13 protein-coding genes are annotated in these 16,783 nt (G+C 56.0%); 9 read left to right on the top strand and 4 right to left on the bottom strand.

The features are described 5' to 3' along the window. Positions 1-12: 12 nt before the first annotated feature. From csgB to ACG0Z5_RS19545, 6 genes are all read left to right on the top strand, one after another. On the top strand, positions 13-471 hold the full coding sequence (csgB, locus tag ACG0Z5_RS19570) for a curli minor subunit CsgB (protein WP_394450355.1): 459 nt from the start codon (positions 13-15) through the stop codon (positions 469-471). Between the two features lie 39 nt (positions 472-510). Further along, complete coding sequence (locus ACG0Z5_RS19565; protein WP_394450353.1) at positions 511-987, top strand: curlin; 477 nt, start codon at positions 511-513, stop codon at positions 985-987. A 60-nt stretch (positions 988-1,047) separates the two neighbouring features. Next, complete coding sequence (csgC, locus tag ACG0Z5_RS19560) at positions 1,048-1,377, top strand: curli assembly chaperone CsgC (protein ID WP_394450351.1); 330 nt, start codon at positions 1,048-1,050, stop codon at positions 1,375-1,377. Between the two features lie 165 nt (positions 1,378-1,542). Beyond that, positions 1,543-1,866, top strand: coding sequence for a type 1 fimbrial protein (locus tag ACG0Z5_RS19555; RefSeq protein WP_394450349.1), 324 nt, complete (start codon positions 1,543-1,545; stop codon positions 1,864-1,866). Positions 1,867-1,939: 73 nt separating this feature from the next. Beyond that, the gene (gene ymdB / locus ACG0Z5_RS19550; protein ID WP_394450347.1) at positions 1,940-2,470 is read left to right on the top strand and encodes an O-acetyl-ADP-ribose deacetylase; all 531 of its coding nucleotides are present in this window, start codon (positions 1,940-1,942) and stop codon (positions 2,468-2,470) included. Continuing rightward, positions 2,439-3,890, top strand: a complete 1,452-nt coding sequence (locus ACG0Z5_RS19545; RefSeq protein WP_394450345.1) for a phospholipase D family protein — start codon at positions 2,439-2,441, stop codon at positions 3,888-3,890. Before ymdB ends, ACG0Z5_RS19545 begins: the two co-directional genes overlap by 32 nt. A gap of 51 nt (positions 3,891-3,941) precedes the next feature. On the opposite strand, the gene mdoC is transcribed toward ACG0Z5_RS19545, so the two are convergent. Then, positions 3,942-5,102, bottom strand: coding sequence for a glucans biosynthesis protein MdoC (mdoC, locus tag ACG0Z5_RS19540; RefSeq protein ID WP_394450343.1), 1,161 nt, complete (start codon positions 5,100-5,102; stop codon positions 3,942-3,944). A 251-nt stretch (positions 5,103-5,353) separates the two neighbouring features. Between mdoC and mdoG the strand changes: the two genes are divergently transcribed. The 3 genes from mdoG to ACG0Z5_RS19525 all read left to right on the top strand — a co-directional run bounded on the left by mdoG (position 5,354) and on the right by ACG0Z5_RS19525 (position 9,740). Beyond that, the gene (mdoG, locus tag ACG0Z5_RS19535) at positions 5,354-6,907 is read left to right on the top strand and encodes a glucans biosynthesis protein MdoG (protein WP_394450341.1); all 1,554 of its coding nucleotides are present in this window, start codon (positions 5,354-5,356) and stop codon (positions 6,905-6,907) included. Beyond that, entirely contained in the window at positions 6,900-9,428 is a 2,529-nt protein-coding gene (gene mdoH / locus ACG0Z5_RS19530; RefSeq protein WP_394450339.1) for a glucans biosynthesis glucosyltransferase MdoH, read from the top strand. Before mdoG ends, mdoH begins: the two co-directional genes overlap by 8 nt. A gap of 93 nt (positions 9,429-9,521) precedes the next feature. Next, positions 9,522-9,740, top strand: coding sequence for a YceK/YidQ family lipoprotein (locus ACG0Z5_RS19525; protein ID WP_394450415.1), 219 nt, complete (start codon positions 9,522-9,524; stop codon positions 9,738-9,740). Here ACG0Z5_RS19525 and ACG0Z5_RS19520 read toward each other — a convergent pair whose 3' ends face one another. The 3 genes from ACG0Z5_RS19520 to ACG0Z5_RS19510 form a co-directional block, all read right to left on the bottom strand. After that, complete coding sequence (locus ACG0Z5_RS19520; protein ID WP_319629932.1) at positions 9,741-10,115, bottom strand: MysB family protein; 375 nt, start codon at positions 10,113-10,115, stop codon at positions 9,741-9,743. A gap of 94 nt (positions 10,116-10,209) precedes the next feature. Beyond that, positions 10,210-11,466: a multidrug efflux MFS transporter MdtG gene (gene mdtG / locus ACG0Z5_RS19515; RefSeq protein WP_394450337.1), complete on the bottom strand. Its 1,257-nt coding sequence runs from the start codon at positions 11,464-11,466 to the stop codon at positions 10,210-10,212. A gap of 145 nt (positions 11,467-11,611) precedes the next feature. Further along, the coding region (locus ACG0Z5_RS19510) for a beta strand repeat-containing protein (RefSeq protein WP_394450335.1) at positions 11,612-16,783 on the bottom strand (5,172 nt) is incomplete at its 5' end.

The following is a 16,783-nucleotide window of genomic DNA, read 5'->3' as shown; positions in this document are numbered from 1 at the left end:
AGCGGGTGGAAGATGAACAAGAAAGTGTATTTTCTGTCGTTATCACTGCTGGCGATACCTGGATTAGTAGCTGCATCGGGTTATGATCTGGCAAGCCCAGAATATAATCTGGTAGCCAATGGCCTGAACGCTAATCTTGCTAATCAAGCCGCTATTGTTGGACAGCAAGGTTACGGGAATGGCACGAATGCTCAACAGGATGGCAATCACCAAATTGCGGTTATTTCTCAACGAGGTAATAGCAATCAGGCGGATGTTTCGCAATCCGGTGGGTACAATCTGGCCTACGTAGATCAGGCCGGAAGTAGTAATGATGCAGATATTAGCCAATCAGGCTATGGGAATACGGGGATTATTATCCAAAGAGGTTCGGGTAATTATGCCAATATTTCACAGCAGCAGTCCGTAGGTAGTAAAACAGTTATTGTGCAAAACTCATCGCAAATGGCCGTGCGTGTTATTACACGTTAACGAATATTTGACGAATTCTATCAAGCCAATGGGGGTTTTATGAAACTGATTACCTTAGCTGTATTCACTGCAGTAATGATTTCGGGTAGTGCGTTTGCCGATAGTTTTGGTGGCGGTCATGGTGGTGGACATGGTGGCGGAGGTCCAACCCTTCCACAAAATTCCAGCAACGAAACGGTGAATATTTACCAGGCGGGTGGCAATAACGGCGCCAGCGTAGATCAAAGTGGCTCTAAATACGGCGATGTTAACATCAGCCAGCAAGGCTTCAATAACCTTGCTACGGCAACCCAGAGCAGCGCTTATAACAGTGACATTAATGTGAGCCAAACCGGCTTTGGTAACGCGTCGAGCAACCTGCAAACGGGTGACAACTCTACCATTAACGTCAGCCAGTCTAACCTGTTTGGTTGGGGCGGCGGCAACTCTGCTAACGTGAATCAGACCGCAGACAGCTCCATCGTGAACGTGACACAGAACGGCTCTGCAAACTGGGCGAACGTTTACCAGCATTAATCTGGTTTTCGAACGATAAAAAACAGGGCCAGTTGCCCTGTTTTTTTATGGGAGGACATCATGAATAGCTTACTTATCGCAGTCGCCTTGACCAACAGCATTGCCTTTAATGTCACTCACCAGGGCGAAATGTACACCATCACGCCACAGGTTACGGTGACAGAGCCTTGCCAGTGTCGGGTCAGTATTCATACGACGCGTCAGGGTGAAGGGGGCAGCAGCAATATTCAACAAAGTAAAATTTTAAGTTTACCCGCTAATCAGCCGATAGATCTCTCACGGATGCAGTTAAATATTTCGCAGAACGACACGGTAAAAGTGGTGGTCACGCTGACGGATGGTCAGGCGCTGAATCTTACAGCCCAGTGGCCTAATACGGAAAGAACCTAGCGGTTAAGTGTCTTTTGAGTGGTGCGATTGGCATTAATTCACGGGCATGATTACTTTTAAGTGATGGGTTTTACGGTGTCGTGATGTCGTTGTTCGCACGGTGCATGGGCAGCGTGCGTATTTAACAGTCTCAAGGATGATGTTTTTCTTCCTCGGAGCTACGCGATGAAAACCTTAACTAAGACGTTTTGCTTTGCCCTTTGTCTGTCATCGGCCCTGTTAACGGGGGCGGCGACAGCGGCTTCTACCCAAGTGAATGGGGGTGTTATCCATTTCGTCGGATCGATTGTGGAAGATCCCTGTAATATCGCTACCCGTTCCGAGCAGATTTCCCTGAGCTGCCATCGAGAAGGAAAGATGCAGACCTCAACAATTTCATACCAGCAGGCTACCGCAGGGAAGCTCGTTAACAACGATATGGCTACGGTCAGTATGCGCTACATCAATCCTCAGAAAACACTCGGTGTTGTGACGGTTAATTACCGTTAACGTCTTTATGGATCAACGCTTTCTCCTGCTTTGACTAAACTTGAACAGAGTGAACGTCCGGCAGGAGAAATTTATGACCGCGAGAATCCAGACTCTTCAGGCCGATATCACCACCCTTGATGTTGACGTTATCGTCAACGCTGCCAATCCGTCATTGATGGGCGGCGGCGGTGTCGACGGCGCTATTCATCGTGCAGCCGGTCCGACGTTACTTGAAGCCTGTAAAAAAGTACGCCTGCAGCAGGGGGAGTGCCCGCCCGGCCATGCGGTCATTACCGAGGCGGGAAATCTGAAAGCCAAGGCGGTTATCCATACCGTTGGGCCGGTGTGGCGTGGCGGCGATCAGCATGAGGCGACACTGTTGCAGGATGCGTATCGCAATAGTCTGCAACTGGCGGAAGCCAACGGCTATCGTACAATCGCTTTCCCGGCTATCAGTACCGGCGTTTATGGCTATCCGAAAGCCGCCGCCGCAGAAATTGCCTTTACGACCGTTCAGCGCTGGCTGGAAAGCCACGCGTTACCTGAACAGGTCACTTTCGTATGTTTTGATGAGGACAGCGCGCATTTGTATGCTCGATTACAAAGTCAGCAAGGAAACTGAACCCCACCTGCGTCCGACGCTGGTGTCATCAGACCACGCCCCGTCGACCGTTTGCGGTCTGCACACGCTTGAAAACAGTCTCGAAGCCTTTGCCGCTCGCTATCAGCTGGCGGCTCGGGCGCAGCGTACTCTCGATGTTCAATACTATATCTGGGAAAACGATGTTTCCGGCCGGTTGCTGTTTCAGGCACTACTGGACGCAGCGAACAGAGGCGTCGCCGTGCGTTTACTGCTTGATGACAATAATACCAGTGGGCTGGATGACACGTTGCGGGTGCTGGATACGCATCCGAACATAGAGGTGCGGCTGTTTAATCCATTCTCTTTTCGTACCCTAAGAATGCTGGGATATCTGACTGATTTTGCGCGGCTTAACCGGCGAATGCACAACAAAAGCTTCAGTGCAGACGGCGAGGCGACGATCATCGGTGGGCGTAATGTGGGCGATGCCTATTTCGGGATAGGTGAGGAGCCGCTGTTTACCGACCTCGACGTGCTGGCCATTGGCCCGGTGGTCAAAGACGTTGAAGAGGATTTTGAGCGCTACTGGCAGAGTGACTGCGTCGCCAGGCTTGAACATGTTTTGTCGGAGGAGGGCTCTGCAGCCTCACCGGTGTCGATGCTGAACTTTGATGAACAGCAGCAGGCCGCCGCGGAACGCTACCTTGAAAAGATGGCGGCGACGGAGGTGTCGCAGCGACTGGCGCAGGGCAATTTACCCTTTGTCCGTGCGCAGACCAAACTGCTCAGCGACGACCCGCGTAAAGGGCAGGGCAAAGCCGCCCGGCGCACGATGCTGCCAGAACGTTTACGCAGCGTAATGGGTACGCCGGAAACCAATATCGATATTATTTCGTCCTATTTCGTGCCTGGGCGCGCGGGCGTGGCGCTGATCCTGCAACTGGTGCGGAAAGGCGTCAAGGTGGCGATCCTGACCAACTCGCTGGCGGCCAACGACGTGGCCGTTGTCCATGCCGGTTACGCGCGCTGGCGTAAAAAGCTGCTGCGTCATGGGGTGGAACTGTATGAACTCAAACCGACCCATCACCCACGGCAAGGTCTACGCGATCGCGGGTTGACCGGTAACTCTGGCTCCAGCCTGCATGCCAAAACGTTTAGCGTCGATGGTAAAAAGGTCTTCATTGGCTCGTTTAATTTTGATCAGCGCTCGGCGTTGCTGAATACAGAGATGGGCCTGGTTATCGACAGTGAAAGTCTCGCCCAACGGATCCACCATCGTTTTGTTCGCAGCCAGCGGGATGCCGCCTGGCAATTGCGCTTAACGCGCTGGGGGAAAATTCACTGGATTGATCGGGAAGACGGAAAAGAAACCGTGCTGAAACGGGAGCCGATGGCGAAATTCTGGCAACGCGTCCTGGTGCTGGTGGCGTACGTGCTACCGGTGGAGTGGCTGCTGTAGGTCGGAAAAGCGTGTCGGGCTGCATTTCACGCCGCAGCCCGACTAAAGGTGTTACTGTGCTGACGGTTGCGTAGTCTTAGGCGGGGTCTGGGGTTTACCCGAGAACAGGAAACGCAGCAGCGGCACGCGCAGGTGCAGCTCATACAGGATAACGGCAATGCCGACCACAAACACCAGGCCGGTGATAAAACCGAGCAGGTTGGAGTGGATAACCGGAGCGATCCACGCCCCGTACAGCAGGGTAAGCGGGTGGTGGACCAGATAAATAAACAGCGAAGCGTTAACGAAATAGGTCACGCGGCTGGATTTAAAATTCAGCATCCGGTGGCCGAAGGCAAACACCACATTCACCATCCACAGGCCCAGCGCCATCGTAATAACGTATTCCGTTTCGTACATCCAGGCATCGCCTGAGCCATACTGCTGATTCAGGCGATAGGCGATGAAGCCCAGCACCGCGCCCGCCATGCATCCCGGCGATGGGGTGGTGAACAGATTTTTCAGATGTGGATTAACGAACGCCTGCGCCCCAAGAATAAAGAACGGCAGGTAGAACAGGGTTTGCATCACCACAAAGTTAAACAGTCCGTCGCTGAGGATGGGCGGGTAGAGGATGAACAGGGTGCGGCGAATAATGGCGTACAACACGCCCAACGCGAGGAACAAGCCCGACAGCTGCAGCATCGACACGTTATTAAAGAATGCGACAATCGAGGCTTTCTGACGCTTTTTGATCCACTGGAACAGCGCCAGACCCAGGGTGGTCAGCACTACCAGCACCAGCAGGAACCACAGGTGCGACACCAGTTCCCATGCGAGGGTGTTGTATTTTTGATAGCCGGTCAGCGTATGCCAGTTGTCGGCCTTACCTTCCACATACTGGAGCATCAGAAACTGCGGCAACGTCAGCAGCGGGATGGCGGTCAACATCGGGATACCGACGCGCTCGACGCGCACCTTCCACCACTTCTTCATCGGATAGCGTAAAAACAGCATATAGGAGAAGTAGCCGGAGATGACGAAAAACACCTGCATACGGAAGGAATGGATAAAGTCGTTGAACAGCGTCAGCCACCAGGAGGGTTCCACGCTATTAACGTGCCAGGTGTGGCTGGAGTAGATCAGCGAGATGTGAAAAGGGATCCCTAACAGCATCAGCCACGCGCGGATGGAGTCGAGGAAATATTCGCGTTGAGCAGGTACATTATTCATAAAGTCAATGAATTCTCAGACTAATCGTCTTATCGGTCAGATTGATAACGGTTAAATTCGAGCAACCCTACACGAAGTCCGGGAACCTGTCTTTAGGAGTCGCACGCAAAGTGCAGTCAGGTACGGCGTGTTGTTTAAACCCTAGGCCACCGAGCCGAACAAAATGGGGATTATGTTGTCGGATTGCCTGAGTTTCCATTAAAATGGATCGGATCGATTTAAGCACACAAAGGGGGAAGTGCTTACTAATTATGAAAAATAAACCACAGATGATGAAACTGCGTTGGTTAGGCGCAGCCGTAATGTTGTCCCTGTGTACTTCATCTGCATGGGCGTTCAGTATTGATGATGTAGCGAAGGAAGCGAAAGCGCTCGCTGGCAAGGGCTACGAAGCGCCAAAAAGTAACCTGCCCTCCGTATTCCGCGACATGAAATATGCGGACTATCAACAGATTCAGTTCAACCACGACAAAGCTTACTGGAGCAAGGTCAAGACACCATTTAAGCTCGAGTTCTACCATCAGGGGATGTATTTCGATACGCCGGTCGCCATCAATGAAGTGACCGCCACCTCGGTGAAAAAGATTAAGTACAGCCCGGACTACTTCAATTTTGGCGACGTCAAGCATGATAAGGACACCGTCAAGGATCTGGGTTTTGCCGGCTTTAAAGTGCTGTATCCGATCAACAGCAAAGATAAAAACGACGAAATTGTCAGCATGCTCGGAGCCAGCTATTTCCGCGTTCTCGGTCAGGGCCAGACCTATGGCCTGTCTGCGCGTGGTCTTGCTATCGATACGGCTTTGCCATCCGGCGAAGAGTTCCCGCGTTTTCGTGAGTTCTGGATTGAGCGTCCAAAACCAACCGATAAACGTCTGACTATTTATGCACTGCTGGATTCCCCACGTGCGGCAGGTGCCTATCGCTTTGTGGTCATGCCTGGCCGCGATACCGTGGTCGACGTACAGTCGAAGGTTTACCTGCGCGATAAAGTCGGCAAGCTGGGCGTTGCCCCGCTGACCAGCATGTTCCTGTTCGGGCCAAATCAGCCGTCTCCAACCACCAACTTCCGTCCTGAACTGCACGACTCTAACGGTCTGTCGATTCTGGCGGGGAATGGGGAGTGGATCTGGCGTCCGTTGAACAACCCGAAACACCTGGCGGTCAGCAGCTACGCGACTGAAAATCCACAGGGCTTTGGTCTGCTGCAGCGCGGCCGTCAGTTCTCTCGTTTTGAAGATCTCGACGATCGTTATGACCAGCGTCCAAGCGCATGGGTCACGCCGAAGGGCGATTGGGGTAAAGGTAAAGTCGAACTGGTGGAAATTCCAACCAACGACGAAACCAACGATAACATCGTCGCTTACTGGACCCCGGACCAGCTGCCGGACGCCGGGAAAGAGATGAAGTTCAACTACACCATCACCTTCAGCCGTGACGAAGACAAACTGCACGCCCCGGAAAGCGCGTATGTGATGCAGACGCGTCGTTCAACGGGTGATGTGAAGCAGTCGAACCTGATTCGTCAACCTGATGGCTCGATTGCGTTCGTCGTTGACTTCGCTGGCGCAGACATGAAAAAGCTGCCGCAGGATACGCCAGTGACCGCGCAGACCAGTATCGGTGACAACGGGGAAATCGTGGACAGCAACGTTCGCTACAACCCGGTCACCAAAGGCTGGCGTCTGACGATGCGTTTGAAAGTCAAAGATGTGAAGAAGACCACCGACATGCGTGCGGCGCTGGTCAATGGCGATCAGACGCTGAGTGAAACCTGGAGCTATCAGCTACCTGCCAATGAATAAGATAAACGAGTATATCGATGCGATGCCGCTCTCAGATGCTGAGAAAGCGGCATTGCCGACCACTGATTTTCGTGCTCTGCATCAGGCGCTGGATACTGAACATACCCCGATCGCGCGTGAAGATGATTCCCCGCTCGGCTCGGTAAAAGCGCGCCTGGAGCAGGCGTGGCCGGATTCGCTGGCTGAAGGGCAGTTGATCAAAGACGCGGAAGGACGCACTCAGCTCGAAGCCATGCCGAAGGCGACGCGTTCATCTATGTTCCCCGATCCGTGGCGGACCAACCCGATTGGGCGCTTCTGGGACAGAATGCTGGGCCGTGAGGTTCAGCCGCGTTATCTGTCGCGTCTGACCCAGGAAGAGCGTGAGCATGAAGCCAAATGGCGTACCGTCGGGACCATCCGTCGTTACATCCTGTTGCTGCTGACGCTGGTGCAGACCGTGGTCGCCACCTGGTACATGAAAACCATTCTGCCGTACCAGGGCTGGGCGCTGGTTAACCCAATGGACATGCGCGGTCAGGATCTGCTGGTTTCCTTTATGCAGCTCCTGCCGTACGTTCTGCAAACCGGGATCCTCATCCTGTTTGCTATCCTGTTCTGTTGGGTCTCCGCCGGATTCTGGACCGCGTTGATGGGCTTCCTGCAATTGCTGATTGGCCGCGATAAATACAGTATTTCTGCGTCTACCGTCGGTGACGAGGAGCTGAATCCTGAGCATCGCACCGCGCTTATCATGCCTATCTGTAATGAAGACGTTGACCGCGTATTTGCGGGTCTGCGTGCGACCTGGGAATCGGTGAAAGCCACCGGCAACCACAAGCACTTCGACGTCTACATTCTCAGCGACAGCTACGATCCTGATATCTGTATGCGTGAGCAGAAAGCGTGGATGGAGCTGATTGCAGAAGTGCAGGGCGAAGGGCAGATTTTCTACCGTCGTCGTCGCCGTCGTGTGAAGCGTAAAAGCGGAAACATTGATGACTTCTGCCGCCGTTGGGGCAACCAGTACAGCTACATGGTGGTGCTGGATGCAGACTCCGTGATGACCGGGGACTGCCTGTGCGGTCTGGTGCGTCTGATGGAAGCCAATCCGAACGCCGGGATCATCCAGTCTTCGCCGAAAGCGTCCGGAATGGACACGCTGTACGCGCGTTGCCAGCAGTTTGCGACCCGTGTGTACGGCCCGCTGTTTACCGCTGGTCTGCACTTCTGGCAGTTGGGTGAGTCCCATTACTGGGGTCACAACGCCATTATCCGCGTGAAGCCGTTCATTGAGCACTGTGCGCTGGCTCCGCTGCCGGGTGAAGGCTCCTTCGCCGGATCTATCCTCTCCCACGACTTCGTGGAAGCGGCGCTGATGCGTCGAGCCGGATGGGGGGTGTGGATTGCCTATGACCTGCCGGGATCGTATGAAGAGCTGCCGCCGAACCTGCTGGATGAACTGAAGCGTGACCGTCGCTGGTGCCACGGTAACCTGATGAACTTCCGTCTGTTCCTGGTGAAAGGGATGCACCCGGTACACCGGGCGGTGTTCCTGACCGGCGTGATGTCCTATCTGTCGGCTCCGCTGTGGTTTATGTTCCTGGCGTTGTCTACCGCGCTGCAGGTCGTTCATGCGCTCACCGAGCCGCAGTACTTCCTGCAACCGCGTCAGCTTTTCCCGGTTTGGCCGCAGTGGCGTCCTGAACTGGCGATTGCGCTGTTTGCCTCGACGATGGTGCTGCTGTTCCTGCCGAAGCTGCTGAGCATCATTCTTATCTGGTGCAAAGGCTCGAAAGAGTTTGGCGGCTTCTTCCGCGTTACGCTTTCTCTGCTGCTGGAAGTGCTGTTCTCAGTCCTGCTGGCCCCGGTACGTATGCTGTTCCATACCGTGTTCGTGGTCAGTGCATTCCTCGGTTGGGAAGTGGTGTGGAACTCCCCGCAGCGTGATGATGACTCTACTCCTTGGGGTGAAGCCTTCATGCGCCACGGCTCTCAGCTGCTGCTGGGTCTGGTGTGGGCGGCTGGCATGGCATGGCTGGATCTGCGCTTCCTGTTCTGGCTGGCACCGATTGTGTTCTCGCTGATCCTGTCGCCGTTCGTCTCGGTGATTTCCAGCCGTTCGACCGTCGGTCTGCGCACCAAACGCTGGAAACTGTTCCTGATCCCGGAAGAGTATTCTCCGCCGCAGGTTCTGAAAGACACCGACAGGTATGTGGCGCTGAACCGCACCCGTTCGCTGGATGATGGCTTTATGCACGCGGTATTTAACCCGTCATTTAACGCCCTGGCGACCGCAATGGCCACTGCGCGTCACCGCGCAAGTGATGTGCTGGAGATTGCCCATGATCGTCACGTTGAGCAGGCGCTTAACGACACCCCGGACAAACTGACACGCGATCGTCGTCTGGTGCTGTTGAGCGACCCGGTGACGCTGTCGCGGATGCACTATCGCGTCTGGTCCTCCCCGGAGCGCTACTCTTCGTGGGTCAGCCATTACGCGAATATCACGCTGAACCCAATGGCGTTGAAAGCGAAGTAATTGCGGCCAAACGCTGCGTGAAAATAAAATACCGGTCAGTTGGCCGGTATTTTTTTATATGAGGTTTTGATGAACAAGCATCTGGTAAGAGCGATGGCCCTCGGCCTGATGGCGCTGATGCTCAGCGGCTGCGGCAGTATAATCAGCCGAACCATTCCGGGGCAGGGACATGGGAATCAGTATTACCCCGGCGTGCAGTGGGACGTGCGTGATTCAGCCTGGCGCTATATTACTATCCTCGACCTGCCGTTTTCGCTGGTGTTCGACACGCTATTGCTGCCGATTGACGCCCATCACGGCCCATACGAGTAATCAGCGTTCATCCCACTCGTCGGCTGCCGTCTGGCCCTCTTCAGTGTCCAGCGGCGGTTCGAGTTGAAATTCGCCTTCATCCCATTCATGGAGCGTATTTTCTTCGATCCACTCTGTGGTCAGCTCTATCTCGTCGAAATCCCCGTCAAAGACGCTCTGCGCGCCTTCTCCACTGAGCATCGGCAGGCATTCCCCCTCATCACCTTCATCGGCAAAGAATTCCGCCTGCCACATAATGTCCCCATCCTGCAGGATGTATTTTTGCAGGTTGAATTGTTGAACGCTCAGTTCATCTTCCCCGGCGTTGGGGCTGTTGGCGATAAACTCTTCGCGTGCCGCATCAATAGCTTCGTCGAGCGTGGCGTACATGGTCATCTCATTCTCCCTGCGGTTTGACGTGGTTTTCAGGAAAAGAATAGACGAAGTTTCGGATATGCAAGGACCAAGGGCCAAAAATCATCCGGATGAATTAATTAACGACAGGGGTATCGTCATTTTCTCCGTCGGGGGAGGGGAGGGGGGCCCGGCGCGTGCGGCGCAGACTGAATGCCGTATACACGGCGTTAAACAACACTACGCCAGCGGTCACGAAGAACACCGCGCGAAAGCCGTAACTGGCCGACACCGAGGCGCCGATCAGCGGCCCGGTGACGTTGCCAATATCACGGAACGACTGGTTATAACTGAAAATGCGCCCGGCAATCTGATTGGTTGAGTTGTAGACCAGCAGCGTTTGCACCACCGGCAGCAGGGCGCCGTCCGCGGCACCCAGCAGGAAACGCAGGACGCCAAGCTGCCACGGGGTTTGAACAAACGCCATCGGCACCAGCAGTAACACTGAGACAATCAGCGCGACGATCAGGATTTTTTCCGGGCCAATTCTGTCGCCTAACTTGCCAAGCCGTGGGGCGCTAAGCAGGGCAGCCACGCCGGGCACTGAGGCAATCATCCCACTGATAAAGGCGATGTTACTGACGTTACCCGCCAGCTCACGCACGTACAGCGTCAGGATCGGCGCAATCGAGCCGGTGGCGACCTGAATAATCATCGAGGTTACAAACAGGCACAGCACCAGCTTCGGGCTTTTCAGCGACGAGAAAACGTCTTTAGCATGCAACATCTCTTTTTTTGGCACCGGCACGAACTGTTCGCGGATCAGCAGCAGCGTCAGCAGGAAGCACAGAAACAGCACGCTGGCAGTGATAAAGAACACCGGGCGCAGGCCGTAGCTGTCAGCCAACAGGCCGCCCGCCAGCGGACCTAACAGCGCCCCGCTGACCGCACCGGTCGAAAGCGTCCCGAGTGCCCAGCCGCTTTTATGGCGTGGAATTTGGGTGGCAATCAGCGCGTTAGCGTTAGGCACAAAGCCGCCGAGTAACCCCAGCACGGCGCGCAGCACCAAAAATTGCCAGATGTCCTGCGCCATGCCCATCAACACCATCACAATCGACATGCCCAGCGCAGAGCGCAGCAGCATGATTTTTCGCCCTTTGCGATCGGCCAGACCGCCCCAGAATGGCGACGCAACGGCGGAAAAAAGAAAGGTAATGCTGAACACCAGCCCGGACCACATATTCAGCGCGCTGTGACCGGTGACACCAAGCTGTTCGACGTACAGCGGCAGGAAGGGCATCACCAGGCTGAATGCCGCACCGGTGAGAAAGCAGCCAATCCAGGCAATAGTGAGATTCCGTTTCCAGTTTATGGGGGCATCTGAGGCGTGCATAGGGTTCCGCGTAATGGCGTAAGGGATGTTCAAAATGAAGTCGTAAGCAGGCTAATTATGCGCCTGCTACTTCATGACTGCAATCCGCGACGGCGATACAAAAGTAAAAGCCCCGGTTTTATCCGGGGCTTTTGGTCAGTCAATGTTATTGAAATGTCAAAGTTAGTTTTAGCGGATCGCTAAAATCTGCATTAAGAGAACCCGTGATAACAACATCACCTGGAACAGAAGAGCCTACATAAACAGACACTACCCCACCTCCATTCGTTTTCGTAAAATCTGATGTTCCATTGCTTGTATATTGCAAGATGGCAGTATCTGTATTAACAGATGCATATGTCTTTATACCCCTTAAAAAATTACCATTAGTATCAATATATTTCATATAAATTTGATCCCTATCGGTACCTGTTGCTCCTGCCGGTTGATTATTTTTTAGTGGGTACATGACCAGCCCGGTAGCCTGGGCGGTGATCGTAGCGCTGACCTGGTCAATGTTTGCTGAAATATCATATTTGAACGACGAAGTTGAATTACTTACGTTGGGCAGGATGACACCTGCTACTTTTGCCAACCCGTCAGCATCACTGGTGATAGTCTGCGTCGTTCCTTCCCCATCCGTGAATGTGGCCCCGTTAGTCAGCGTAAATTCAACAGACTCGTTCGCAACAGGATTGCCATTATAGCTATCGATCACCGCTGCGGTTAAGCCGCCCGTTGGCTGACCTCCCGGCTGATTAACCGTACCATTATCGAAACCAAATGACCGGAGGGCGATTTTACCCACAAAGTTCACCTGCACGGTCTGCGCGGGTGTACCACTGTCCAGCGATGCAGTGACGTTGCTCACCCCACCGCCAGCATGGGTGCTGGTCAGGGTCATGGTTAATGAACCATTGGCATCTGTCACCCCGCTGGCTGCAATCACCGCGTCATTATCTGCCGCAAAGTTGACCTTCACACCCGGGACCAGGTTACCGTTAGCATCGGTAACAGTCACATTTACGCTGTTGCTGGCTGTACCATCGGTGATGGCGCCGTCAGCGACAACGCTCATCGCCCCGTCAACAATGATAGCCGTGCTGGCATCAGCCACAAAGGTGGCTGGCACACTCTGGCTGTTACCCTTCACGGTGGCCGTGACATTACTGACGCCAGCGGTCACGTTAGTCAGACTTACCGTAACTGTGCCATCAAGCCCTGTCACGCCGGTTGCCGGAATGGTCGCGCCGTTATCAGCGCTGAACGTCACGGTCATATCAGGCACCGGATTGCCATTGGCATCCGTGACGGTCAGTTGCACGCTGTTGTTGTCGGTGCCATTCGCCGGGGCGTTGTCTTTGGTGACGGTCATGCTGCCCGCGGCAATCTGCGCGGTGCCGTTATCCGCCACAAAGGTAACCGATACGCTCTGGCTGTTGCCATTCACGGTCGCCGTCACATTACTGACGCCAGCGGTCACGTTGGTCAGACTTACTGTGACGGTGCCATCAGGCCCGGTAACGCCGGTTGCCGCGATGGTCGCGCCGTTATCGGCACTGAACGTCACGGTCATATCCGGCACCGGGTTACCCTGGACATCCTGCACCCCCGCTTTCACCGAGTTAGTGGCCGTGCCGTTGGCGAGGGCGCTGTCCGCGTCCACCGTCAGCGCGCTCACTGTCGCCGTGGCCGCGTCAGCGTGGAAAGTGACGGTCACACTCTGGCTGCTGCCGTTGATCGAGGCGGTGATTTGACTGCTGCCTGCGACCTTACTGGTGATCGGCAGGGTCAGGGTGCCGTCAGGCCCGGTGTCAGCGGTGGCCGCAATGGTGGCTCCGTTATCCGCCGTAAAGCTCACGGTCTGCCCTGACAGCGGATTGCCATTGGCATCCGTGACGGTCAGCTGCACGCTGTTGTTGTCGGTGCCATTCGCCGGCGCGTTGTCTTTGGTGACGGTCATGCTGCCCGCGACAATCTGCGCGGTGCTGGCATCCGCCACAAAGGTGACCGATACGCTCTGGCTGTTGCCATTCACGGTCGCCGTCACATTACTGACGCCTGCGGTCACGTTGGTCAGACTTACTGTGACGGTGCCATCAGGTCCTGTCACGCCGGTGGCCGCGATGGTTGCGCCGTTATCGGCACTGAACGTCACGGTCATATCCGGCACCGGGTTACCCTGGGCATCCTGCACCATCGCTTTCACCGAGTTAGTGGCCGTGCCGTTGGCGAGGGCGTTGTCCCCGTCCACCGTCAGCGCGCTCACTGTCGCCGTGGCCGCGTCAGCGTGGAAGGTGACGGTCACACCCTGGCTGCTGCCGTTGATCGAGGCGGTGATCTTACTGCTGCCTGCGATCTTACTGGTGATCGGCAGGGTCAGGGTGCCGTCAGACCCGGTGTCAGCGGTGGCCGCAATGGTGGCCCCGTTATCCGCCGTAAAGCTCACGGTCTGCCCTGACAGCGGATTGCCATTGGCATCCGTGACGGTCAGCTGCACGCTGTTGTTGTCGGTGCCATTCGCCGGCGCGTTGTCTTTGGTGACGGTCATGCTGCCCGCGACAATCTGCGCGGTGCCGTTATCCGCCACAAAGGTGACCGATACGCTCTGGCTGTTGCCATTCACGGTGGCCGTCACATGACTGACGCCAGCGGTCACGTTGGTCAGACTTACCGTGACGGTGCCATCAGGCCCTGTCACGCCGGTTGCCGCCATGGTCGCGCCGTTATCGGCACTGAACGTCACGGTCATATCCGGCACCGGGTTCCCCTGGGCATCCTGCACCCCCGCTTTCACCGAGTTAGTGGCCGTGCCGTTGGCGAGGGCGTTGTCCCCGTCCACCGTCAGCGCGCTCACTGTCGCCGTGGCTGTGTCAGCGCGGAAGGTGACGGTCACACTCTGGCTGCTGCCGTTGATCGAGGCGGTGATCTTACTGCTGCCTGCGACCTTACTGGTGATCGGCAGGGTCAGGGTGCCGTCAGACCCGGTGTCAGCGGTGGCCGCAATGGTGGCCCCGTTATCCGCCGTAAAGCTCACGGTCTGCCCTGACAGCGGATTGCCATTGGCATCCGTGACGGTCAGTTGCACGCTGTTGTTGTCGGTGCCATTCGCCGGCGCGTTGTCTTTGGTGACGGTCATGCTGCCCGCGACAATCTGCGCGGTGCTGGCATCCGCCACAAAGGTGACCGGCACGCTCTGGCTGTTGCCATTCACGGTGGCCGTCACATGACTGACGCCAGCGGTCACGTTAGTCAGACTTACCGTGACGGTGCCATCAGGCCCTGTCACGCCGGTGGCCGCGATGGTCGCGCCGTTATCGGCACTGAACGTCACGGTCATATCCGGCACCGGGTTCCCTTGGGCATCCAGCACCCTCGCTTTCACCGAGTTAGTGGCCGTGCCGTTGGCGAGGGCGCTGTCCGCATCCACCGTCAGCGCGCTCACTGTCGCCGTGGCTGCGTCAGCGTGGAAGGTGACGGTCACACTCTGGCTGCTGCCGTTGATCGAGGCGGTGATCTTACTGCTGCCTGCGACCTTACTGGTGATCGGCAGGGTCAGGGTGCCGTCAGGCCCGGTGTCAGCGGTGGCCGCAATGGTGGCCCCGTTATCCGCCATAAAGCTCACGGTCTGCCCTGACAGCGGATTGCCATTGGCATCCGTGACGGTCAGTTGCACGCTGTTGTTGTCGGTGCCATTCGCCGGCGCGTTGTCTTTGGTGACGGTCATGCTGCCCGCGACAATCTGCGCGGTGCCGTTATCCGGGATGAAGGTCACGGAGAGTGATTTACTCTGCCCGTTGGTCTGCGCGGTAATGACACTGGCTCCAGCCACCAGACTGGTTACCGATGCCAGGTATTCCCCGTTCTCATCGGTGACGCCTCCCGGGGTCACGGATGCACCATTGCTGGCGCTCATCGTCACATCCATCCCCGTGGCCAGGTTGCCGTACGCATCTTTCACCACCACTTTCACGGTGTTTGCGGCACTGCCATTGGCGAGGGCGTTGTCACTCTGCGCCGTCAGCTCGAAAACATTCGCCGTGGTTCTGTCATAAACAAAGTGCACCGTGACACTCAGATTGCTGCCATTTATTGATGCCGTGATCAGGCTGTCACCCGCCACTGTGCTGGTGACCGGGAGGATCAGAGTGCCATCTGTTCCGGTCTGACCGCTGGCGGCGATCTTCGCACTATTTCCGGCGCTGAAACTGACCGTCTGCGCTGCCAGTGCATTGCCATTGGTATCCGTCACCCGCACCTTAACCTGGTTTGCCGAGACGTTGTTAGCCACCGCACCATCACTTGCCACCGTGAAATCACCCGCAGCAAGCTGTGCCGTGCTGGCATCTGCCACAAAGCGCGCATCAACATGCTGACTGACACCGTTGACCGTCGCCGTGATGGTGCTGGTGCCAGCCGTGGTGCTCATCAGGGTGGCAGTCACCTCACCATTTGCATCTGTTACGCCACTTGCCGTGATGGTGGCACTATGAGTTGCACTGAAGCTTACCGATATCCCGCTAACCGGGTTACCTGCAGCATCGGTGACGGTTGCACGCACGGTGTTGGTATCACTGCCATTGGCCAGTGCGTCGTTGTCGACCATCACCAGCGCTCCATCAGCGATTCGTGCCGTATTACCATCCGCTTCAAAGCTGACAGTGACACTCTGACTGCTGCCGTTAATTGTGGCCGTTACCAGGCTGTCACCGGCAGTGGTACTGGTTATCGGCAGAGTAATTTCGCCGTTGCCGTCGCTCATTCCGCTCGCTGCAATAGTGGCACCATTGTCAGCTTTAAAGCTGACCGACTGCCCGTTCAGGCGGTTGCCATTAGCATCGGTCACCACCACCTGGACACTGTTTGTCGCCACGCCATCTGTCGCAGCGTGGTTCGCCACCACCGTCATGGCGCCACTGGCGATTTGTGCGGTTGCGGCATCAGCGATAAAGGTGGTCGGTACGGTTTGTATCAAACCTTGCGCGCTGGCCGTTACCGTGGCGGTGCCAGCCCGGAGGCTGGTCAGCGTAGCCTTAGCGACACCGCTCGCATTGGTGGTCACACTGTCGGTAACGCTGGCACTGTTATCCGCCGCGAAGGTAGCCACCACATTTTCCAGTGGGTTACCGTTGGCATCGGTCACCGTCAGTTCGACGCTGTTGGTTGCCGTGCCATTTGCCACTGCGCCGTCTGCCGTCACGGTCAGGGTGCCCTGAGCGGTGGAGGCGTCGGCGATAAAGGTGGTGTTAACCGTCTGGCTGCTGCCGTTAATGGTGGCGGTGACCAGGCTGTCACCGGCTTTAAGGCTGCTGAGGCCGACGGTAACCAGGCCGTTGCT

The sequence above is a fragment of the Scandinavium sp. M-37 genome, assembly GCF_043558715.1.
Taxonomy (GTDB): domain Bacteria; phylum Pseudomonadota; class Gammaproteobacteria; order Enterobacterales; family Enterobacteriaceae; genus Scandinavium; species Scandinavium vulneris_A.
Note: the sequence above shows the minus strand (reverse complement) of the source record. Positions and strands in the feature narration are given on the sequence as shown.

What these genes read in the sequence shown, in the direction of transcription:
- csgB (WP_394450355.1), top strand. Translation starts at nt 13, where the DNA reads ATGAACAAGAAAGTGTATTTTCTGTCGTTATCACTGCTGGCGATACCT.
- ACG0Z5_RS19565 (WP_394450353.1), top strand. Translation starts at nt 511, where the DNA reads ATGAAACTGATTACCTTAGCTGTATTCACTGCAGTAATGATTTCGGGT.
- csgC (WP_394450351.1), top strand. Translation starts at nt 1,048, where the DNA reads ATGAATAGCTTACTTATCGCAGTCGCCTTGACCAACAGCATTGCCTTT.
- ACG0Z5_RS19555 (WP_394450349.1), top strand. Translation starts at nt 1,543, where the DNA reads ATGAAAACCTTAACTAAGACGTTTTGCTTTGCCCTTTGTCTGTCATCG.
- ymdB (WP_394450347.1), top strand. Translation starts at nt 1,940, where the DNA reads ATGACCGCGAGAATCCAGACTCTTCAGGCCGATATCACCACCCTTGAT.
- ACG0Z5_RS19545 (WP_394450345.1), top strand. Translation starts at nt 2,439, where the DNA reads ATGCTCGATTACAAAGTCAGCAAGGAAACTGAACCCCACCTGCGTCCG.
- mdoC (WP_394450343.1), bottom strand. Translation starts at nt 5,102, where the DNA reads ATGAATAATGTACCTGCTCAACGCGAATATTTCCTCGACTCCATCCGC.
- mdoG (WP_394450341.1), top strand. Translation starts at nt 5,354, where the DNA reads ATGAAAAATAAACCACAGATGATGAAACTGCGTTGGTTAGGCGCAGCC.
- mdoH (WP_394450339.1), top strand. Translation starts at nt 6,900, where the DNA reads ATGAATAAGATAAACGAGTATATCGATGCGATGCCGCTCTCAGATGCT.
- ACG0Z5_RS19525 (WP_394450415.1), top strand. Translation starts at nt 9,522, where the DNA reads ATGGCCCTCGGCCTGATGGCGCTGATGCTCAGCGGCTGCGGCAGTATA.
- ACG0Z5_RS19520 (WP_319629932.1), bottom strand. Translation starts at nt 10,115, where the DNA reads ATGACCATGTACGCCACGCTCGACGAAGCTATTGATGCGGCACGCGAA.
- mdtG (WP_394450337.1), bottom strand. Translation starts at nt 11,466, where the DNA reads ATGCACGCCTCAGATGCCCCCATAAACTGGAAACGGAATCTCACTATT.